General features: G+C 40.2%; 13 protein-coding genes. 5 read left to right on the top strand and 8 right to left on the bottom strand.

Features of this window, described 5'->3' with window-relative positions:
* Positions 1 to 6: 6 nt before the first annotated feature.
* The 8 genes from lapB to gyrA form a co-directional block, all read right to left on the bottom strand.
* Positions 7 to 1143: a lipopolysaccharide assembly protein LapB gene (lapB, locus tag GQR47_RS01700; protein ID WP_002961182.1), complete on the bottom strand. Its 1137-nt coding sequence runs from the start codon at positions 1141 to 1143 to the stop codon at positions 7 to 9.
* Positions 1144 to 1145: 2 nt separating this feature from the next.
* The gene (locus tag GQR47_RS01695) at positions 1146 to 1427 is read right to left on the bottom strand and encodes a LapA family protein (protein WP_039489780.1); all 282 of its coding nucleotides are present in this window, start codon (positions 1425 to 1427) and stop codon (positions 1146 to 1148) included.
* 21 nt (positions 1428 to 1448) lie between these two features.
* Positions 1449 to 1736: an integration host factor subunit beta gene (gene ihfB, locus GQR47_RS01690; protein ID WP_002961178.1), complete on the bottom strand. Its 288-nt coding sequence runs from the start codon at positions 1734 to 1736 to the stop codon at positions 1449 to 1451.
* A gap of 67 nt (positions 1737 to 1803) precedes the next feature.
* On the bottom strand, positions 1804 to 3471 hold the full coding sequence (rpsA, locus tag GQR47_RS01685) for a 30S ribosomal protein S1 (RefSeq protein ID WP_002961176.1): 1668 nt from the start codon (positions 3469 to 3471) through the stop codon (positions 1804 to 1806).
* A 95-nt stretch (positions 3472 to 3566) separates the two neighbouring features.
* Complete coding sequence (gene cmk / locus GQR47_RS01680) at positions 3567 to 4277, bottom strand: (d)CMP kinase (protein WP_154903185.1); 711 nt, start codon at positions 4275 to 4277, stop codon at positions 3567 to 3569.
* Positions 4278 to 4383: 106 nt separating this feature from the next.
* Positions 4384 to 5661 carry a 3-phosphoshikimate 1-carboxyvinyltransferase gene (gene aroA, locus GQR47_RS01675; protein WP_154903187.1) on the bottom strand — a complete coding sequence of 426 codons (1278 nt, stop codon included), beginning with the start codon at positions 5659 to 5661 and terminating at the stop codon, positions 4384 to 4386.
* A complete protein-coding gene (serC, locus tag GQR47_RS01670; RefSeq protein ID WP_024595544.1) occupies positions 5661 to 6743 on the bottom strand; it encodes a 3-phosphoserine/phosphohydroxythreonine transaminase in 1083 nt (360 codons plus the stop codon). The genes aroA and serC overlap by 1 nt, the downstream gene beginning before the upstream one ends.
* 158 nt (positions 6744 to 6901) lie before the next feature.
* A complete protein-coding gene (gene gyrA, locus GQR47_RS01665; RefSeq protein WP_002961163.1) occupies positions 6902 to 9601 on the bottom strand; it encodes a DNA topoisomerase (ATP-hydrolyzing) subunit A in 2700 nt (899 codons plus the stop codon).
* 176 nt (positions 9602 to 9777) lie between these two features.
* On the opposite strand from gyrA, the gene ubiG reads away from it, so the two are divergent.
* The 5 genes from ubiG to yfaE all read left to right on the top strand — a co-directional run bounded on the left by ubiG (position 9778) and on the right by yfaE (position 15327).
* Positions 9778 to 10488, top strand: coding sequence for a bifunctional 2-polyprenyl-6-hydroxyphenol methylase/3-demethylubiquinol 3-O-methyltransferase UbiG (ubiG, locus tag GQR47_RS01660; protein WP_024597262.1), 711 nt, complete (start codon positions 9778 to 9780; stop codon positions 10486 to 10488).
* Positions 10488 to 11168, top strand: coding sequence for an HAD-IA family hydrolase (locus tag GQR47_RS01655; protein ID WP_024597261.1), 681 nt, complete (start codon positions 10488 to 10490; stop codon positions 11166 to 11168). Before ubiG ends, GQR47_RS01655 begins: the two co-directional genes overlap by 1 nt.
* Before the next feature lie 408 nt (positions 11169 to 11576).
* A complete protein-coding gene (gene nrdA / locus GQR47_RS01650; protein ID WP_002961160.1) occupies positions 11577 to 13859 on the top strand; it encodes a class 1a ribonucleoside-diphosphate reductase subunit alpha in 2283 nt (760 codons plus the stop codon).
* Between the two features lie 65 nt (positions 13860 to 13924).
* A complete protein-coding gene (gene nrdB / locus GQR47_RS01645) occupies positions 13925 to 15055 on the top strand; it encodes a class Ia ribonucleoside-diphosphate reductase subunit beta (protein WP_002961159.1) in 1131 nt (376 codons plus the stop codon).
* The gene (yfaE, locus tag GQR47_RS01640) at positions 15055 to 15327 is read left to right on the top strand and encodes a class I ribonucleotide reductase maintenance protein YfaE (RefSeq protein WP_024590148.1); all 273 of its coding nucleotides are present in this window, start codon (positions 15055 to 15057) and stop codon (positions 15325 to 15327) included. Before nrdB ends, yfaE begins: the two co-directional genes overlap by 1 nt.
* The last annotated feature ends 12 nt before the right edge of the window (positions 15328 to 15339 follow it).

The raw sequence follows: 15339 nt of genomic DNA, 5'->3' as shown, positions 1-15339 counted from the left end.
GGGTTATTAAAATCCGTCTAAGCCTCGACTTGGAACAATGGTTTCCCAATGCTTACAAGAAGGGCAGTTCCAATATATGGTGTAGCTTGTAAAACCACAATGCTGGCATTGGAAATCTGGTTTTGTAGCAATATAAGAGGTTACAAGCTTATCAATTTCGTTAAGTACTTCTTTAGTATTTTTATTTTGGTCACCCATTAATTGCAGTAAAAAACTAAAACCACGAATAGTAGGTTGACGTTTTAAGCTATCAGTTAAAAATTCAAAGGCTTGCTTAGTGTGACCTTGCTCAAGTAATGCTTGGCAATGCTTTATTTTAATTAATACTCCGCCCTTCTCTAACAAGTCACTGACTAACTCGTGAAATTGATGCGTCAAATTCAATTGTTTATAACTGTGTGCCAGCTCATCAATAAACAACGGAGCAAACAAGGTAAATTGAGAGACAAGTTCACGCCAGTAATAAATAGCTTTAACGTAATCTTCTTTTGCGTAAGCAACTAACCCTAACTCGTAAAGCGGACGCACGGCTTTATAATTTAAGCTAATCGCTTTTCTCATTAGTTGGGGTGTATTGTCACTTAAAGCTGACTCACAATAAAAATTAGCAATTGCTTTAAATTGCTGTTCTTTTGAAAATAGTTCGCTATGGGCTTCAAACATGTTGATGCCTTTTTCCCACTCACGGGTTTGCGAATATAAAGTGATAATAGGGTCCAGCGCTTCTACATGCCCTGCTTTAACTAACCAAACTAAGTGCTCTTCCGCACTATCTAGTAGTCCGGCCATTATATAATCTTCGGCTAGTTCTAAACGGCTAGTTGCAGCTTGTTGTTCATTTAAGCTTGGGTGTTTTAATAGAAGTTCGTGAATTTTTATTGCGCGGTCTAATTCACCTCTACGGCGAAACATGGTGGCAAGTGTAGAATAGTGTTCAACAGAGTCGGCTGAAACTTCAAGTAAGTTGATTAAATGCTCTAAGCCTTGATCTTCTTCTCTATCGAGTAGAAATTTTAAGCCTTTGCTATATTCAGAAGTGATCTGACGATTAAGTTGATGAGCTTGGTTTTTAGCACTGTTTTTACCCATAATCCAACCGTAACCAGCGGCAACAGGTAATAGTAAAAACAAAAGCTCAATCATAGTTAGGTGTCTTTATTCGCGGCAAGCTTTTTTTTATCTTTTTCAGGCGCTAATTGCTTTTTTAAGCGGTAGTTTTGCCACTTTAATTGCGAAAACAATTTAAAGCTAATAAAACAACCAATCAAAACACCTAATAAAAAGCAGATACTTATTATTACAGCTAAAGGTAGTGTATTACTGGCTATAATGTAATTTACTTGTACTAACTGTGGGTTTTGTGACCCTAATACAAATGCACTGATAAGGCATAGTGCAACCAGAATAATTTTTAATACCTTGAACAAGTAACTACTCCACTAAGTTAACTAGGCAATGCTTTCATTCACGCGGTCGCGTAATTCTTTGCCTGGTTTAAAATGAGGTACATGCTTTCCTTCAAGCTCAACTGTATCACCAGTCTTAGGATTACGACCTGTGCGAGGAGCGCGGAAATGCAAAGAGAAACTACCAAAACCTCTGATCTCAATACGATCTGAAGTAGATAATGAGCCGGCCATTTGTTCAAGAATTTCTTTTACAGCATTCTCAACATCTTTCACTGGAACGTGTGCGTGTTGTTCCGCAAGTATTTCTATCAATTCTGACTTAGTCATAGCGTTTCCTTAAAAAGAGATATAGGAAGGGCAAAAAATGCCCTTCCAACTAAAAACTAATTATATATTAGTCTTTTTGTGCATTTGCGAAAGCAGCTGCCATTGCGTTTTCAAACACTGGCTCTTCTTTCTTAAGCTTCTCTAGTACTTCTTTCTCTTCTGCTTCGAAAAGAGCTTTTACAGATAAGCTTAAAGTGCGGTTCTTACGATCAACACCAACGTATTTAACTTCAATCTCGTCGCCTACAGAAACAACAGTAGTTGCATCTTCAACGCGCTCTTGAGCGATATCAGCTACACGGATGTAACCTTCAACGCCTTCGATAAGTTCAACAGTTGCGCCTTTCGCATCAACTTCAGTCACTTTACCTTTAACAATAGCACCTTTTTTGTTTGCATCAAGGTAGTTATTGAATGGGTCAGCTTCGATTTGCTTAACACCTAGAGAGATACGTTCACGCTCTGGGTCAACTTGCAATACGATAGCAGTGATTTCGTCGCCTTTCTTGAATTCACGTACAGCTTCTTCGCCAGGTGTATTCCAAGAAATGTCTGAAAGGTGTACAAGACCGTCAATACCACCGTCAAGACCGATAAAGATACCGAAGTCAGTGATTGATTTGATCTTACCAGTAACTTGATCGCCTTTGTTTTGTAGACGAGCAAATTCCTGCCAAGGATTAGCAATACATTGCTTAAGACCAAGAGAAATACGACGACGTTCTTCGTCAATTTCTAAAACCATAACTTCAACAGTGTCGCCAAGGCTTACAACTTTTGAAGGATGGATGTTCTTGTTAGTCCAATCCATTTCAGAAACGTGTACTAAACCTTCAACGCCTTCTTCGATTTCCACGAAACAGCCGTAATCTGTAAGGTTAGTAACACGACCAGAAAGTTTAGAACCTTCTGGGTAACGACCAGCGATAGCTGCCCATGGATCTTCACCAAGCTGTTTAAGGCCTAGAGAAACACGAGTTTTATCTTTGTCGAATTTTAGAACTTTAACTGCGATTTCGTCGCCAACATTAACGATTTCTGAAGGGTGCTTAACACGCTTCCAAGCCATATCAGTAATGTGTAGTAGACCATCAACACCACCAAGGTCAACGAATGCACCGTAGTCAGTAAGGTTCTTAACGATACCTTTAACTTCTTGGCCTTCAACAAGGTTAGCAAGAAGCTCTTCACGTTCTTGTGAGTTTTCAGATTCGATAACTGCACGACGTGAAACAACAACGTTGTTACGTTTTTGGTCAAGCTTGATTACTTTAAATTCAAGCTCTTTGCCTTCAAGGTGAGTTGTGTCACGTACTGGACGAACATCAACAAGTGAACCAGGTAGGAAAGCACGGATTGAATCAACTTCAACTGTGAAACCGCCTTTAACTTTACCGTTGATAACACCAGTAACAGTCTCTTGCTCTTCACATGCTTTCTCAAGACGGATCCATGCTTCGTGACGCTTAGCTTTCTCACGAGAAAGGATAGTTTCACCGAAACCGTCTTCAATTGCATCTAGTGCAACATCTACTTCGTCGCCTACAGCAACTTCTAGTTCACCAGCAGCATTTTTGAACTGCTCTGCAGGGATAGCACTTTCTGATTTAAGACCAGCATCTACAAGTACAATGTTATTCTCGATAGAGATTACTGTACCTTTAACGATAGAGCCTTGCTCTGCTTCAAAACCCTTTAAGCTTTCTTCAAATAACTGCGCAAAATTTTCTGACATACGAATATACGTCTCATATATTAATACCAATAAGCAACCATGCTGCATGGGGTTGTTAAAATAGCACTGGCATCCTGCTGGCGCATAAAATGTGTTTAGCTTCGTTTAGGAAGCTTACCTTCAGAGATAGCAATATCCAATAAAGTTATTACCTTATCAAACACTTGCTGTGCATTAAGATCGCTAGTATCGATCTCAATAGCATCCTCTGCAGGTACAAGCGGAGCAACGGTGCGATTCATATCGCGCTCGTCACGAGCTTGAATGTCCTGTAATAGACCACTTAGTGTAACATCAAGGCCGCGCGTATTCAACTCAACAAAGCGTCTACGAGCACGCTCTTCTGCACTGGCTGTTAAATATATTTTTAACGGCGCATCTTGAAAAACCACAGTGCCCATATCACGGCCATCGGCAATTAAGCCATTTTCAGTGCGAAATGCACGCTGGCGACGTAATAACGCTTCACGAACGCGAGGTAATGCTGCAACTTTTGAAGCCGCAGCGCCTACTTCTTCATTACGAATAGTAGTGGTTACATCTTCGCCTTCTAAAATAACTTTTCCTGCATTAGTTTGGCTATCTACCAAAAACTGCACATCTAAATTTGCAGCAAGCGGGACAAGCCCTTCTTCATTGTCTAATGCAATTTGGTGATGAAGTGCAGCTAAAGATAAAACACGATAAATCGCACCGCTATCTAATACATCCCACCCTAACTTGTCGGCTAACAAGCGACAAACAGTTCCTTTACCTGAACCACTTGGGCCATCAACGGTGATCACGGGCATTAATAACGCCTGCATTTAAAACCTCCTGCAATGCACACCTAAATAAACCGCGACATTATACGTCAGTTATTAAAATATATCTGCTATTAGTGTGTAACTTTTGTAATTACTTCTAATTAGCTTATTCACTGACTGACGCTAAAACATTGAAAAATGTAGGAAATGTTTTATAGGTACACTTTGGATCATTAATTGTTATTGGCTTTCCACCAACGGCAACCATTGCAAAACACATGGCTATACGGTGATCGTCGTAAGTATCAACAGCAACATCATTAAATGTTTCAGGTGGGGTGATCTCTATAAAATCTTCACCTTCTACAACCTGTGCGCCTACTTTACGAAGCTCAGTTGCCATTGCATATAAACGGTCTGTCTCTTTTACTCGCCAGTTATAAATGTTACGAATGGCTGTTGGGCCTTTGGCAAAAAGAGCAACAGTTGCAAGAGTCATAGCTGCATCAGGAATTGCATTGGCGTCAATATCCACGCCTTTTAGTTCGCCTTTGCGAACAACTAAACGCTCATCATACCAATCAATTTTTGCGCCTACTTGCTCCATTACTTTGGCAAAGCCTATATCACCTTGCACCGACTTGGCACCCACGCCCTTAATTTCAATCTCACCGCCTGCAATTGCAGCCGCAGCAACAAAGTAAGAGGCAGAAGATGCATCGCCTTCAACCATTATGCGATCTAATGATTGATACTGTTGACCACCTTTAACTTTAAAGGTTGCATAATCACTATGCTCAACATTAACCCCAAAACGTGCCATTACATCAAGTGTAATATCAATATAAGGTTTAGAGACTAAAGTACCTTTAATAGTTATTGTTGTATCACCGTTAAATAATGGCGCTGCCATTAATAGAGCGGTTAAAAATTGACTTGAAATACTGCCGTCAATTTCAACCTCACCGCCTTTTATTTGGCCACCCACAATTTTAAGTGGTGGGTAGTCTTTGTGCTTTGTATAAGTAACATCACCACCCAATGCTTGCAGCGCGTCAACCAAGTGCCCTATCGGGCGCTCTTCCATACGTGGCTCGCCAATTAGCTCGTACTTACCAGCAACGGCAGCAAGTACTGCCGTTAAAGGTCTATAAGCAGTACCCGCATTACCTAAAAACAATGGCTCAGTCGGTGTATTAAACACACCACTAACACCCTCTACGGTGGCTACAGTGCGGTCATCATTTAAAGTTACATTTACACCTAATAACTTTAAGGCGCCCAGCATATGGCGTATATCGTCACTATCAAGTAAGTTTTCTACAACGGTAGTACCGCTTGCAAGTGCTGCTAATAATAAAATTCTGTTCGATAGACTCTTTGAACCTGGTAGGGTTACTGTGCCATTTACTCTAGAAATAGGTTCTAAACGAAGCTGCTCCATTAGCTGTGCTCCTTTGCAAAAGCAGCCATAAAGTCTACAAGTGCTTGAACACCTTCAATAGGCATTGCGTTATAAATACTTGCGCGCATACCGCCCACAATTCTGTGGCCTTCAAGAGCGAGTAACCCTGCATCTTTAGACTGAGCAACAAACTTATCATTTAAGCTTTCATCATTAAGCCAAAACGGAACATTCATACGTGAACGGCAATGTTTAGCTACTTTATTGGTATAAAAGCTCGATTCATCAATAAAGTCATAAAGTAGCTGCGCTTTAGCAATATTTTGAACTTCCATCGCTTTTACGCCACCATTACTTTCAAGCCATTGAAATACTTCAGCAGCTAAATACCAAGCAAATGTAGGAGGCGTGTTAAACATGCTGCCTTGTTTTGCTTCTAATGCGTAATCTAAAATGCCTGGCTTAGGTAAGCCTTCACGCTCAAGTAATGTTTTACGAACAATAACGATTGATATGCCCGACGGGCCGATATTTTTTTGCGCACCAGCGTAAATTAAATCAAATTTATTAACGTCTATTTCGCGTGATAAAATAGTTGACGACATATCAGCAACGATCGGTGCAGTTGGGTGGCTTGGTACATCAAAAATTTCTAAGCCGTCAACCGTTTCGTTAGGGCAATAGTGAATGTAAGATGCATCTTCTGGTAACACCCAATCAGCAACCTGTTTAATAGAAAACTCGCCATTGGCATCATTACGCACATCAATAGAGGTTGCTTGAGTAAACTTGTTGGCCTCGTCTGTTGCACTTTTTGACCACACGCCGTTTTCGCAATAAACCGCAGCTTTGCCTTCTTGGTGTAAATTTAATGGCACAGCACTAAACTGACCACGACCACCACCATGCATAAACAGCACTTCAAATTCATCACTGATATTCATTAGGCGACGAAGGCTGGCTTCACATTTAGCTGTAAGGGCTAAAAACTCTTTGCTACGATGGCTTATTTCCATCACAGACACACCTAAATCTTGCCAATCTAGAAACTCTTTTTGTGCTTTTTTCATAACCGCTTGCGGAAGCATAGCTGGCCCCGCACAAAAATTATATTTACTCATTACCTTTGCCTCATTCCAGTAATTTAACTACTTAGCATGAATGCTCAATACCCACCCACTAAACCTTTGAGTTTTAGTGAATGAATATAACTTCACACCCTATTAATTTTTTTCAACAACATTAAAAAAAGCGGCCAAGGCCGCTTTTTCAATATCAATTATTCTGAAGGAGGATTATCATCCGCTACTTCATCAATAACCGTATCTACAGTTTCAACGTCTTCAATATCAATCAAGTCACTTTCTGTAACTTCAATCTCTTCTATACGTTGTAAACCAACTACTTGCTCTTCGTCAATAGTTCTGATCAAAATAACACCTTGGGTGTTACGTCCAACCGTAGAAACTTCATTAACGCGAGTACGTACTAAGGTACCACGATTTGAAATAATCATGATTTCGTCGTTATCATCAACTTGTACAGCGCCAACAACAGCACCGTTACGCTCACTCACCTTGATAGATACAACACCCTGTGTTGCACGGCTCTTAGATGGGTAATCTTCTAGTTGTGTACGCTTACCGTAACCATTTTCAGTTACCGTTAAAATAGCACCGTCAGTTTTTGGTACAATTAACGATACTACGCGTTGATCATCGGCCATTTTAATACCACGAACACCTGTAGCAGTACGACCCATTGGGCGAACACCTTTGAAACGAATCTCAGGATTACCTTCTTCGTCTAATACTGGGTTACCGTTTTCATCAACAACTGTTGTTTCTTCAGCTTCTTTAAAGCGTACAACTTTACCTGCATCAGTGAACAACATAATTTCATTGCTACCATCGGTAATATCAACACCAATCAGGCTATCGCCATCATTTAAGTTAACAGCAATAATACCGCTTGCACGTTGACGACTGTAAGCCGTTAATGGTGTTTTCTTAACTGTACCAAATGCTGTTGCCATAAAGATGTATTTATCTTCTGCGTACTCGCGTACTGGCAATATAGCAGTAATACGTTCATCAGCTTCAAGTGGTAACAAGTTAACAATTGGCTTACCGCGCGCTGCACGACTCGCTAGTGGTAACTGATATACTTTAAGCCAATATAAACGACCGGCCGTAGAGAAACACAATATAGTATCGTGTGTATTTGCAACTAATAGACGTTCGATGAAATCTTCATCTTTCATCTTCGTTGCTGACTTACCTTTACCACCACGACGCTGTGCTTCGTAATCAGACAATGCTTGATACTTCACATAACCTTCGTGAGAAAGCGTTACTACTACGTTTTCTTCGGTAATTAAGTCTTCAAGGCTGATATCGTGAGCAGCTGCATTAATTTCAGTGCGACGCTCATCACCATATTGCTCTTTAATTTCAACTAGCTCGTCACGTATAACTTCCATTAAACGCTCAGGAGTTGCCAAAATATAAAGTAGTTCAGCAATTAGTTCTAATAACGCTTGGTATTCGGTCAAGATTTTTTCGTGTTCAAGACCTGTTAGCTTATGTAAACGCAAATCAAGAATTGCTTGAGCTTGTTGCTCAGAGATATAATATTGACCATCGCGAATACCAAGTTCGCTTGCTAACCAATCTGGACGAGCAACATTGTCTTCACCTGCTTTTTCAAGCATACCTTGTACATTACCTAATTCCCACGGACGCGCTGTTAAAGCAATTTTAGCTTCAGCAGGTGTAGGGGATTTACGAATAAGTTCGATAATTGGGTCAATGTTCGCAAGCGCAATCGCTAAGCCTTCAAGCGTGTGTGCACGGTCACGGGCTTTACGTAAATCAAATACTGTACGACGAGTTACTACTTCACGACGGTGAATAATAAACTCTTCTAACATTTCTTTTAAATTGAAACATTTAGGTTGGTTATTAATTAGCGCAACCATATTCATACCAAACACAGTTTGTAACTGAGTTTGTGAATACAAGTTGTTTAAAATAACTTCGCCTACGTCACCACGTTTGATTTCAATAACGATACGCATACCGTCTTTATCTGATTCATCACGTAGCGCACTAATACCTTCAATTTTCTTATCTTTAACCAGCTCAGCAATTTTTTCAATTAAACGAGCTTTATTAACTTGATAAGGAATTTCGTGAACGATGATTGTTTCACGGCCTGTTTTTTCATCGGTTTCGATGTCGGCGCGTGCACGCATGTACACTTTACCACGGCCAGTTAAGTAGGCTTGTTCAATACCCTTCTTACCGTTGATAATTGCAGCCGTTGGGAAATCAGGACCAGGGATATAATCCATTAACTCTAAAATAGTTAAATCTGGATTTTGAATAAGTGCCAAACAACCATTTACAACTTCAGTTAAGTTATGTGGTGGTATATTTGTAGCCATACCTACTGCAATACCTGACGAACCATTCACTAATAAATTAGGAACTTTCGTTGGTAAAACATCAGGGATGAACTCAGTGCCATCGTAGTTAGGAACGAAATCAACCGTTTCTTTTTCAAGATCGGCTAATAACTCATGCGACATTTTAGCCATACGTACTTCTGTATAACGCATTGCCGCTGCTGAATCACCATCAACCGAACCGAAGTTACCTTGGCCATCTACTAGCATATAACGCAGTGAGAATGGCTGAGCCATACGAACTATCGTGTCATAAACTGCACTGTCGCCGTGTGGGTGGTATTTACCGATTACGTCACCGACCACACGGGCCGATTTTTTGTAAGGCTTGTTCCAGTCATTACTAAGCTCGTTCATTGCAAACAAAACGCGGCGATGAACAGGTTTTAAGCCGTCACGTACGTCTGGTAATGCACGTCCTACAATTACGCTCATTGCGTAATCTAAGTAGGAGTTTTTTAACTCGTCTTCAATATTGACTGGCAGAATTTCATTGGCGAGATCAGTCATTTGATATCACATTCCTTCAGTATCAGCTCTCAACAACCCGGTATTGGGTATTAAGAGTATTGTTATTATTTCTAACAGCCATGCTATCACAATTAATTTTAATTTACAGGCGCAAAACTTTGCGATTTATCAATTTAGCCCTATATAATGGCCTCAGATTGACGAGGAAGTATTTTATGACCGAACATCAAAATGTAGATCACGCAGAAATAGCAAAATTTGAAGCCATCGCCGAGCGTTGGTGGGACTTAGACGGAGAATTCAAACCTCTTCACGAAATTAACCCGTTACGTTTAGATTTTATAGCAAACAAAACGCAAGGCTTATTCGATAAAGAAACACTCGATGTTGGCTGTGGTGGCGGTATTTTAAGCCAAAGCATGGCGCGCATGGGCGCAAAAGTAACTGGCATCGATATGGGGCAAGAGCCTTTAACTGTTGCTAAGTTGCACAGTTTAGAAACTGGCGTAAATGTAGATTACATAAAAGTGCCAGCAGAAGAGTTTGCATCGCAACACCCAGAGCGCTTTGATGTAATAACCTGTATGGAAATGCTTGAGCACGTTCCCGACCCAGCATCTATCATTCATGCCGTAGCTGCACTTGCCAAACCAGGCGCAGACGTGTTTTTTTCAACCCTGAACAAAACACCTAAAGCATATTTATACGCTATTGTTGGTGCTGAAAAGCTTTTAAAAATGGTGCCTGAAGGTACACACGACCATAAAAAGTTTATAAAACCTGCACAGCTTATTACATGGGCAGAGCAAGCGGGTTTAAAAGTTCGTGCAAGTACAGGCCTTTCTTATAACCCACTATCAAAGCAATATACGCTCAATAGTGACGTTAGCGTAAATTACATACTGTACTTCGAGAAGTTAGCTTAATGGCTAACTCTCAAGCCCCCCTCCCCCTTATTGAGTACGATGCATTTTTATTTGATTTAGACGGCACTCTACTCGACACCGCTGAAGATTTAGGTGCGGCTTTAAATGCAGTTCTCATTAATAATAAAATAGAGCCTGTTAGTAGTGATATATACCGTCCTGCGGCATCTAACGGCGCAGGCGCATTATTAGAGGCTGGTTTTAAAGAGTTATGGGACACACAACCTCAAAGCGAGCTTATTAAGCAATTAGTTGACGAATACGCTGCAAACATAGCAAATCACACACATTGCTTCAGCGGTGTTGAATCGTTGCTTATTGCCCTTGATCAGAAAAAGATCAAATGGGGGATCATGACTAACAAACCAGGGTTTTTAACTGATCCTTTAGTGGCAGCAATTCCCGCATTGAAAAATGCTAGTGTAGTAATAAGTGGCGACACCTTAGCTGAAGCTAAGCCATCACCTTTACCGCTGCTACACTGTGCAAAGCTTATGGGAGTGCAACCAAAACGCTGTTTGTACATTGGTGATGCACAGCGAGACATACAAGCAGGCAAAGCCGCAGGTATGCGCACAGCAACGGCACTTTGGGGTTACATACCAAGTATTGATGAAGCCAACAGCTGGAATGCTGATTTTAACTGGCAAAGCCCAATTGATGGTTTTAACCATATATAGTGCCACGTTAATTAATAAACACTATATATTGTGATTGTGTTAGTTTTTACGCAAAGCTTGCTGATAAAAAAAGCAGTCAAAATTTATTTTTAAAATGCGTAAATTTAGCAGATCATTAGTTGATTTTTGCATATTTCAACTTAAATGATTGTTCGAAGGTGAGTATCTACTAACACAAATACGTTATCCCGAAGTTATCCACAAATAGGGGCAATTATGTCCCTTGCAAAACAACTCAGACCACACTATCTTGTGATCTCTAAATTGAACAACACCAGATATTGTGGCCAAATGTTATTCAATTAAATTCGCAAATATGGCGAAACTTATAATAAATGAGTATATACCTCGCCCCGGCGAGGTATAAAGCATTGGTCAAAATACATAATTCCCAAGGAATACAGGCAAATGAACCAACAGTTATCTGTAAGCAAACGTGACGGGCGTAAAGAGCCTCTTGATCTGGATAAGATCCATCGCGTTATTGAGTGGGCCGCCGAAGGTTTAAACAACGTTTCGGTTTCGCAAGTTGAATTAAAGTCGCACATTCAGTTTTACGACGGTATTCGTACTAAAGACATTCACGAAACCATCATTAAAGCAGCAGCGGATCAGATTTCAAAAGAATCGCCTGATTACCAATACTTAGCTGCACGTTTAGCTGTATTCCATTTACGTAAAAAAGCGTACGGTCAATTTGAGCCACCACGTTTATTTGACCACGTAACAAAAATGGTTGGCGATAAACGCTATGATGCTCATTTACTAGTAGATTACACAGAGCAAGAGTTAGATGAGCTTGATGCATACCTTGATCATTCTCGCGATCTTAACTTTAGCTACGCTGCTGTAAAGCAACTTGAAGGTAAGTACCTCGTTCAAAACCGTGTATCGGGTGAAATATACGAAAGTGCACAGTTTTTATATATTTTAGTTGCGGCAAGCTTATTTTCAGATTACCCACGTGAAACACGTACTGATTACATTAAACGTTTTTACGATGCAGTATCTTTATTTAAAATATCTCTACCAACGCCAATTATGTCGGGTGTACGTACGCCTACTCGCCAGTTTAGCTCGTGTGTATTGATTGAATGTGGCGACAGCCTTGATTCAATCAATGCAACGTCGTCAGCTATTGTTAAATACGTTTCACAACGTGCGGGAATTGGTATTAATGCAGGTCGAATTCGTGCGCTAGGTAGCCATATTCGTAACGGCGAAGCGTATCACACAGGTTGTATCCCTTTTTATAAGCACTTTCAAACAGCGGTTAAAAGTTGTTCACAAGGTGGTGTACGTGGCGGCGCAGCAACATTATTCTACCCGCTTTGGCATTTAGAAGTAGAGAACCTACTTGTACTTAAAAATAACCGTGGTGTAGATGATAACCGCGTTCGCCACCTAGATTACGGCGTACAGTTTAATAAATTAATGTACTCTCGTTTAATTAAAGATGATTACATTACATTATTTAGCCCATCAGATGTGCCTGGCCTTTATGATGCATTTTTTGAAGACCAAGCTGAGTTTGACGCACTTTACGTTAAATACGAACAAGACGAGTCTATTCGTAAAAAACGCATTAAAGCCATTGAGCTTTTCTCTATGTTTGCGCAAGAGCGTGCAAGTACTGGTCGTATTTATTTACAAAATGTGGATCACTGTAATACACACAGCCCATTTATTTCTAAAGTTGCGCCAATTCGCCAATCTAACTTATGTTTAGAAATTGCATTGCCAACTAAGCCACTTAATAACGTGAATGACGAAGAAGGCGAAATTGCCCTTTGTACACTTTCTGCGTTTAACCTAGGTGCAATAGAGTCACTTGATGAGCTTGAAGAGCTAGCTGAACTTGCAGTACGCGCACTTGATAACTTACTTGATTTCCAAGACTACCCTGTACCGGCTGCTAAAAATGCAACTATGGGTCGTCGTACACTAGGAATAGGCGTAATTAACTACGCATACTACCTAGCTAAAAACGGTAAACGTTATTCTGATGGCAGCGCTAATGCATTAACACATAAAACCTTTGAAGCTATTCAATATTACTTAATGAAAGCATCAAACGAGCTTGCTAAAGAGCGTGGCGCATGTCCTAAGTTTAACGAAACAACGTATTCACAAGGTATTATGCCAACAGATACGTACAAACGTGATTTAGATAAAATTTGTGATGAGCCACTTCATCTTGATTGGGATACACTACGTGCAAGTATTAAAGAGCACGGTATGCGTAACTCAACACTAAGTGCATTAATGCCATCAGAAACATCGTCGCAAATCTCTAACGCAACTAACGGTATTGAGCCACCACGTGGACATATTAGCGTTAAAGCAAGTAAAGACGGTATTTTAAAACAAGTTGTTCCTGAGTATGAGCGTTTAAAAGATCAGTACGAGCTACTATGGGACATTCCATCAAACGATGGTTATTTACAGCTTGTTGGCATAATGCAAAAATTTGTTGACCAAACAATTTCTGCAAATACAAATTATGATCCAAACAAGTTCGAAGGCGGTAAAGTACCTATGCAAGTCTTATTAAAAGACTTACTAAGCGCGTACAAACTAGGTGTTAAAACCTTGTATTACCACAATACTCGCGATGGCGCCTCAGATTCACAAGAAGATGCTCCAGAAGTGGAAGATGACGATTGTGAAGGCGGCGCGTGTAAAATATAACTGCTGATTTTTATTTTAAGCGGGCATTTAGCCCGCTTTTTCTGATAGTTTTTTGAGTGATAAAAATGTCTTATACTACTTTTAGCCGAAACCATAATAACCAAATGCAAGAGCCAATGTTTTTTGGCCAAACTGTAAACGTATCTCGTTACGACCAACAAAAATACCCAATTTTTGAAAAATTAATTGAAAAGCAACTGTCTTTCTTTTGGCGTCCTGAGGAAGTAGATGTAAGTAAAGACCGTTTAGACTTTCAAGCATTACCAGATCACGAAAAGCATATATTTTTAAGCAACTTAAAATACCAAACACTGCTTGATAGTGTACAAGGTCGTTCGCCAAACGTGGCTCTACTTCCAATTGTATCGCTACCAGAGCTTGAAACATGGATAGAAACGTGGGCGTTCAGTGAAACAATTCACAGCCGCTCATACACGCATATTATCCGTAACGTAACACAAGCACCTGAGCTTATTTTTGATGACATTGTTAGCAACGATAAAATTAGCGAACGTGCTGATGCCGTAACTAAATACTACGATGACTTAATTAACTCTGTATCGCTTTACAACTTATACGGTGAAGGCAAACACGAGATTAACGGTAAAACAGTTATCATTAATTTATTTGAGCTTAAAAAGAAACTTTACCTGGCTATGATGTCAGTAAATATTCTTGAAGCGATTCGCTTTTACGTAAGCTTTGCATGTTCGTTTGCATTTGCTGAGCGCGAGCTAATGGAAGGTAACGCTAAAATCATCAAGCTAATTGCACGCGATGAAGCACTTCACCTTTCTGGTACTCAGCATATTTTAAACATTATGCAAGACGGTAAGGACGATCCAGAAATGGCGATTGTTGCTGCCCAGTGCCGCGACGAAGCAATTAAAATGTTTGTTGATGCTGCAGAGCAAGAAAAAGAGTGGGCCGAATACTTATTTAAAGATGGTTCAATGATTGGCTTAAATAAACATATTTTATGTCAGTACGTTGAATACATTACCAATGCACGTATGACTGCGATTGGTTTGCCAGCACAGTTTGAAAATAACAGTAACCCTATCCCGTGGATAAACTCGTGGTTAGTGTCTGATAACGTGCAAGTAGCACCACAAGAAGCAGAAATAAGCTCATACCTTGTTGGTCAAATAGACTCTCAAGTTGATGCATCAGAATTTGGTGATTTTGATTTATAATGAGTGACAAGTCTACTGCAAGCATAACGCTTGCAGAAAACAGCCAGTGTATAGAATTTACCGCTGGCTGCCCTTCTCTTTTACAGTGCTTAGAATCCATGAAAATAGACGTCGCATTCCAATGCCGCGAAGGTTACTGCGGCGCCTGTAGAGCAACGTTAGTGTCAGGTAGTGTTGAATATAACGAAGAGCCACTTGCGTTTGTGCGCGAAGGCGAAATACTGTTGTGCTGCTGTAAACCCAATGGCAATGTAAGTATTGATCTGAAATAAAAATCAATACTT

Origin of the sequence: Pseudoalteromonas sp. Z1A2, assembly GCF_011378755.1 — a bacterium.
Classification (GTDB): domain Bacteria; phylum Pseudomonadota; class Gammaproteobacteria; order Enterobacterales; family Alteromonadaceae; genus Pseudoalteromonas; species Pseudoalteromonas distincta.
This window is presented reverse-complemented; position numbering and strand designations above follow the sequence as displayed.

Coding starts and splice junctions, on each gene's coding strand:
- gyrA (WP_002961163.1), bottom strand. CDS start 9,601: ATGACTGATCTCGCCAATGAAATTCTGCCAGTCAATATTGAAGACGAG.
- serC (WP_024595544.1), bottom strand. CDS start 6,743: ATGAGTAAATATAATTTTTGTGCGGGGCCAGCTATGCTTCCGCAAGCG.
- nrdA (WP_002961160.1), top strand. CDS start 11,577: ATGAACCAACAGTTATCTGTAAGCAAACGTGACGGGCGTAAAGAGCCT.
- cmk (WP_154903185.1), bottom strand. CDS start 4,277: ATGCAGGCGTTATTAATGCCCGTGATCACCGTTGATGGCCCAAGTGGT.
- ihfB (WP_002961178.1), bottom strand. CDS start 1,736: ATGACTAAGTCAGAATTGATAGAAATACTTGCGGAACAACACGCACAC.
- yfaE (WP_024590148.1), top strand. CDS start 15,055: ATGAGTGACAAGTCTACTGCAAGCATAACGCTTGCAGAAAACAGCCAG.
- nrdB (WP_002961159.1), top strand. CDS start 13,925: ATGTCTTATACTACTTTTAGCCGAAACCATAATAACCAAATGCAAGAG.
- GQR47_RS01655 (WP_024597261.1), top strand. CDS start 10,488: ATGGCTAACTCTCAAGCCCCCCTCCCCCTTATTGAGTACGATGCATTT.
- ubiG (WP_024597262.1), top strand. CDS start 9,778: ATGACCGAACATCAAAATGTAGATCACGCAGAAATAGCAAAATTTGAA.
- lapB (WP_002961182.1), bottom strand. CDS start 1,143: ATGATTGAGCTTTTGTTTTTACTATTACCTGTTGCCGCTGGTTACGGT.
- rpsA (WP_002961176.1), bottom strand. CDS start 3,471: ATGTCAGAAAATTTTGCGCAGTTATTTGAAGAAAGCTTAAAGGGTTTT.
- aroA (WP_154903187.1), bottom strand. CDS start 5,661: ATGGAGCAGCTTCGTTTAGAACCTATTTCTAGAGTAAATGGCACAGTA.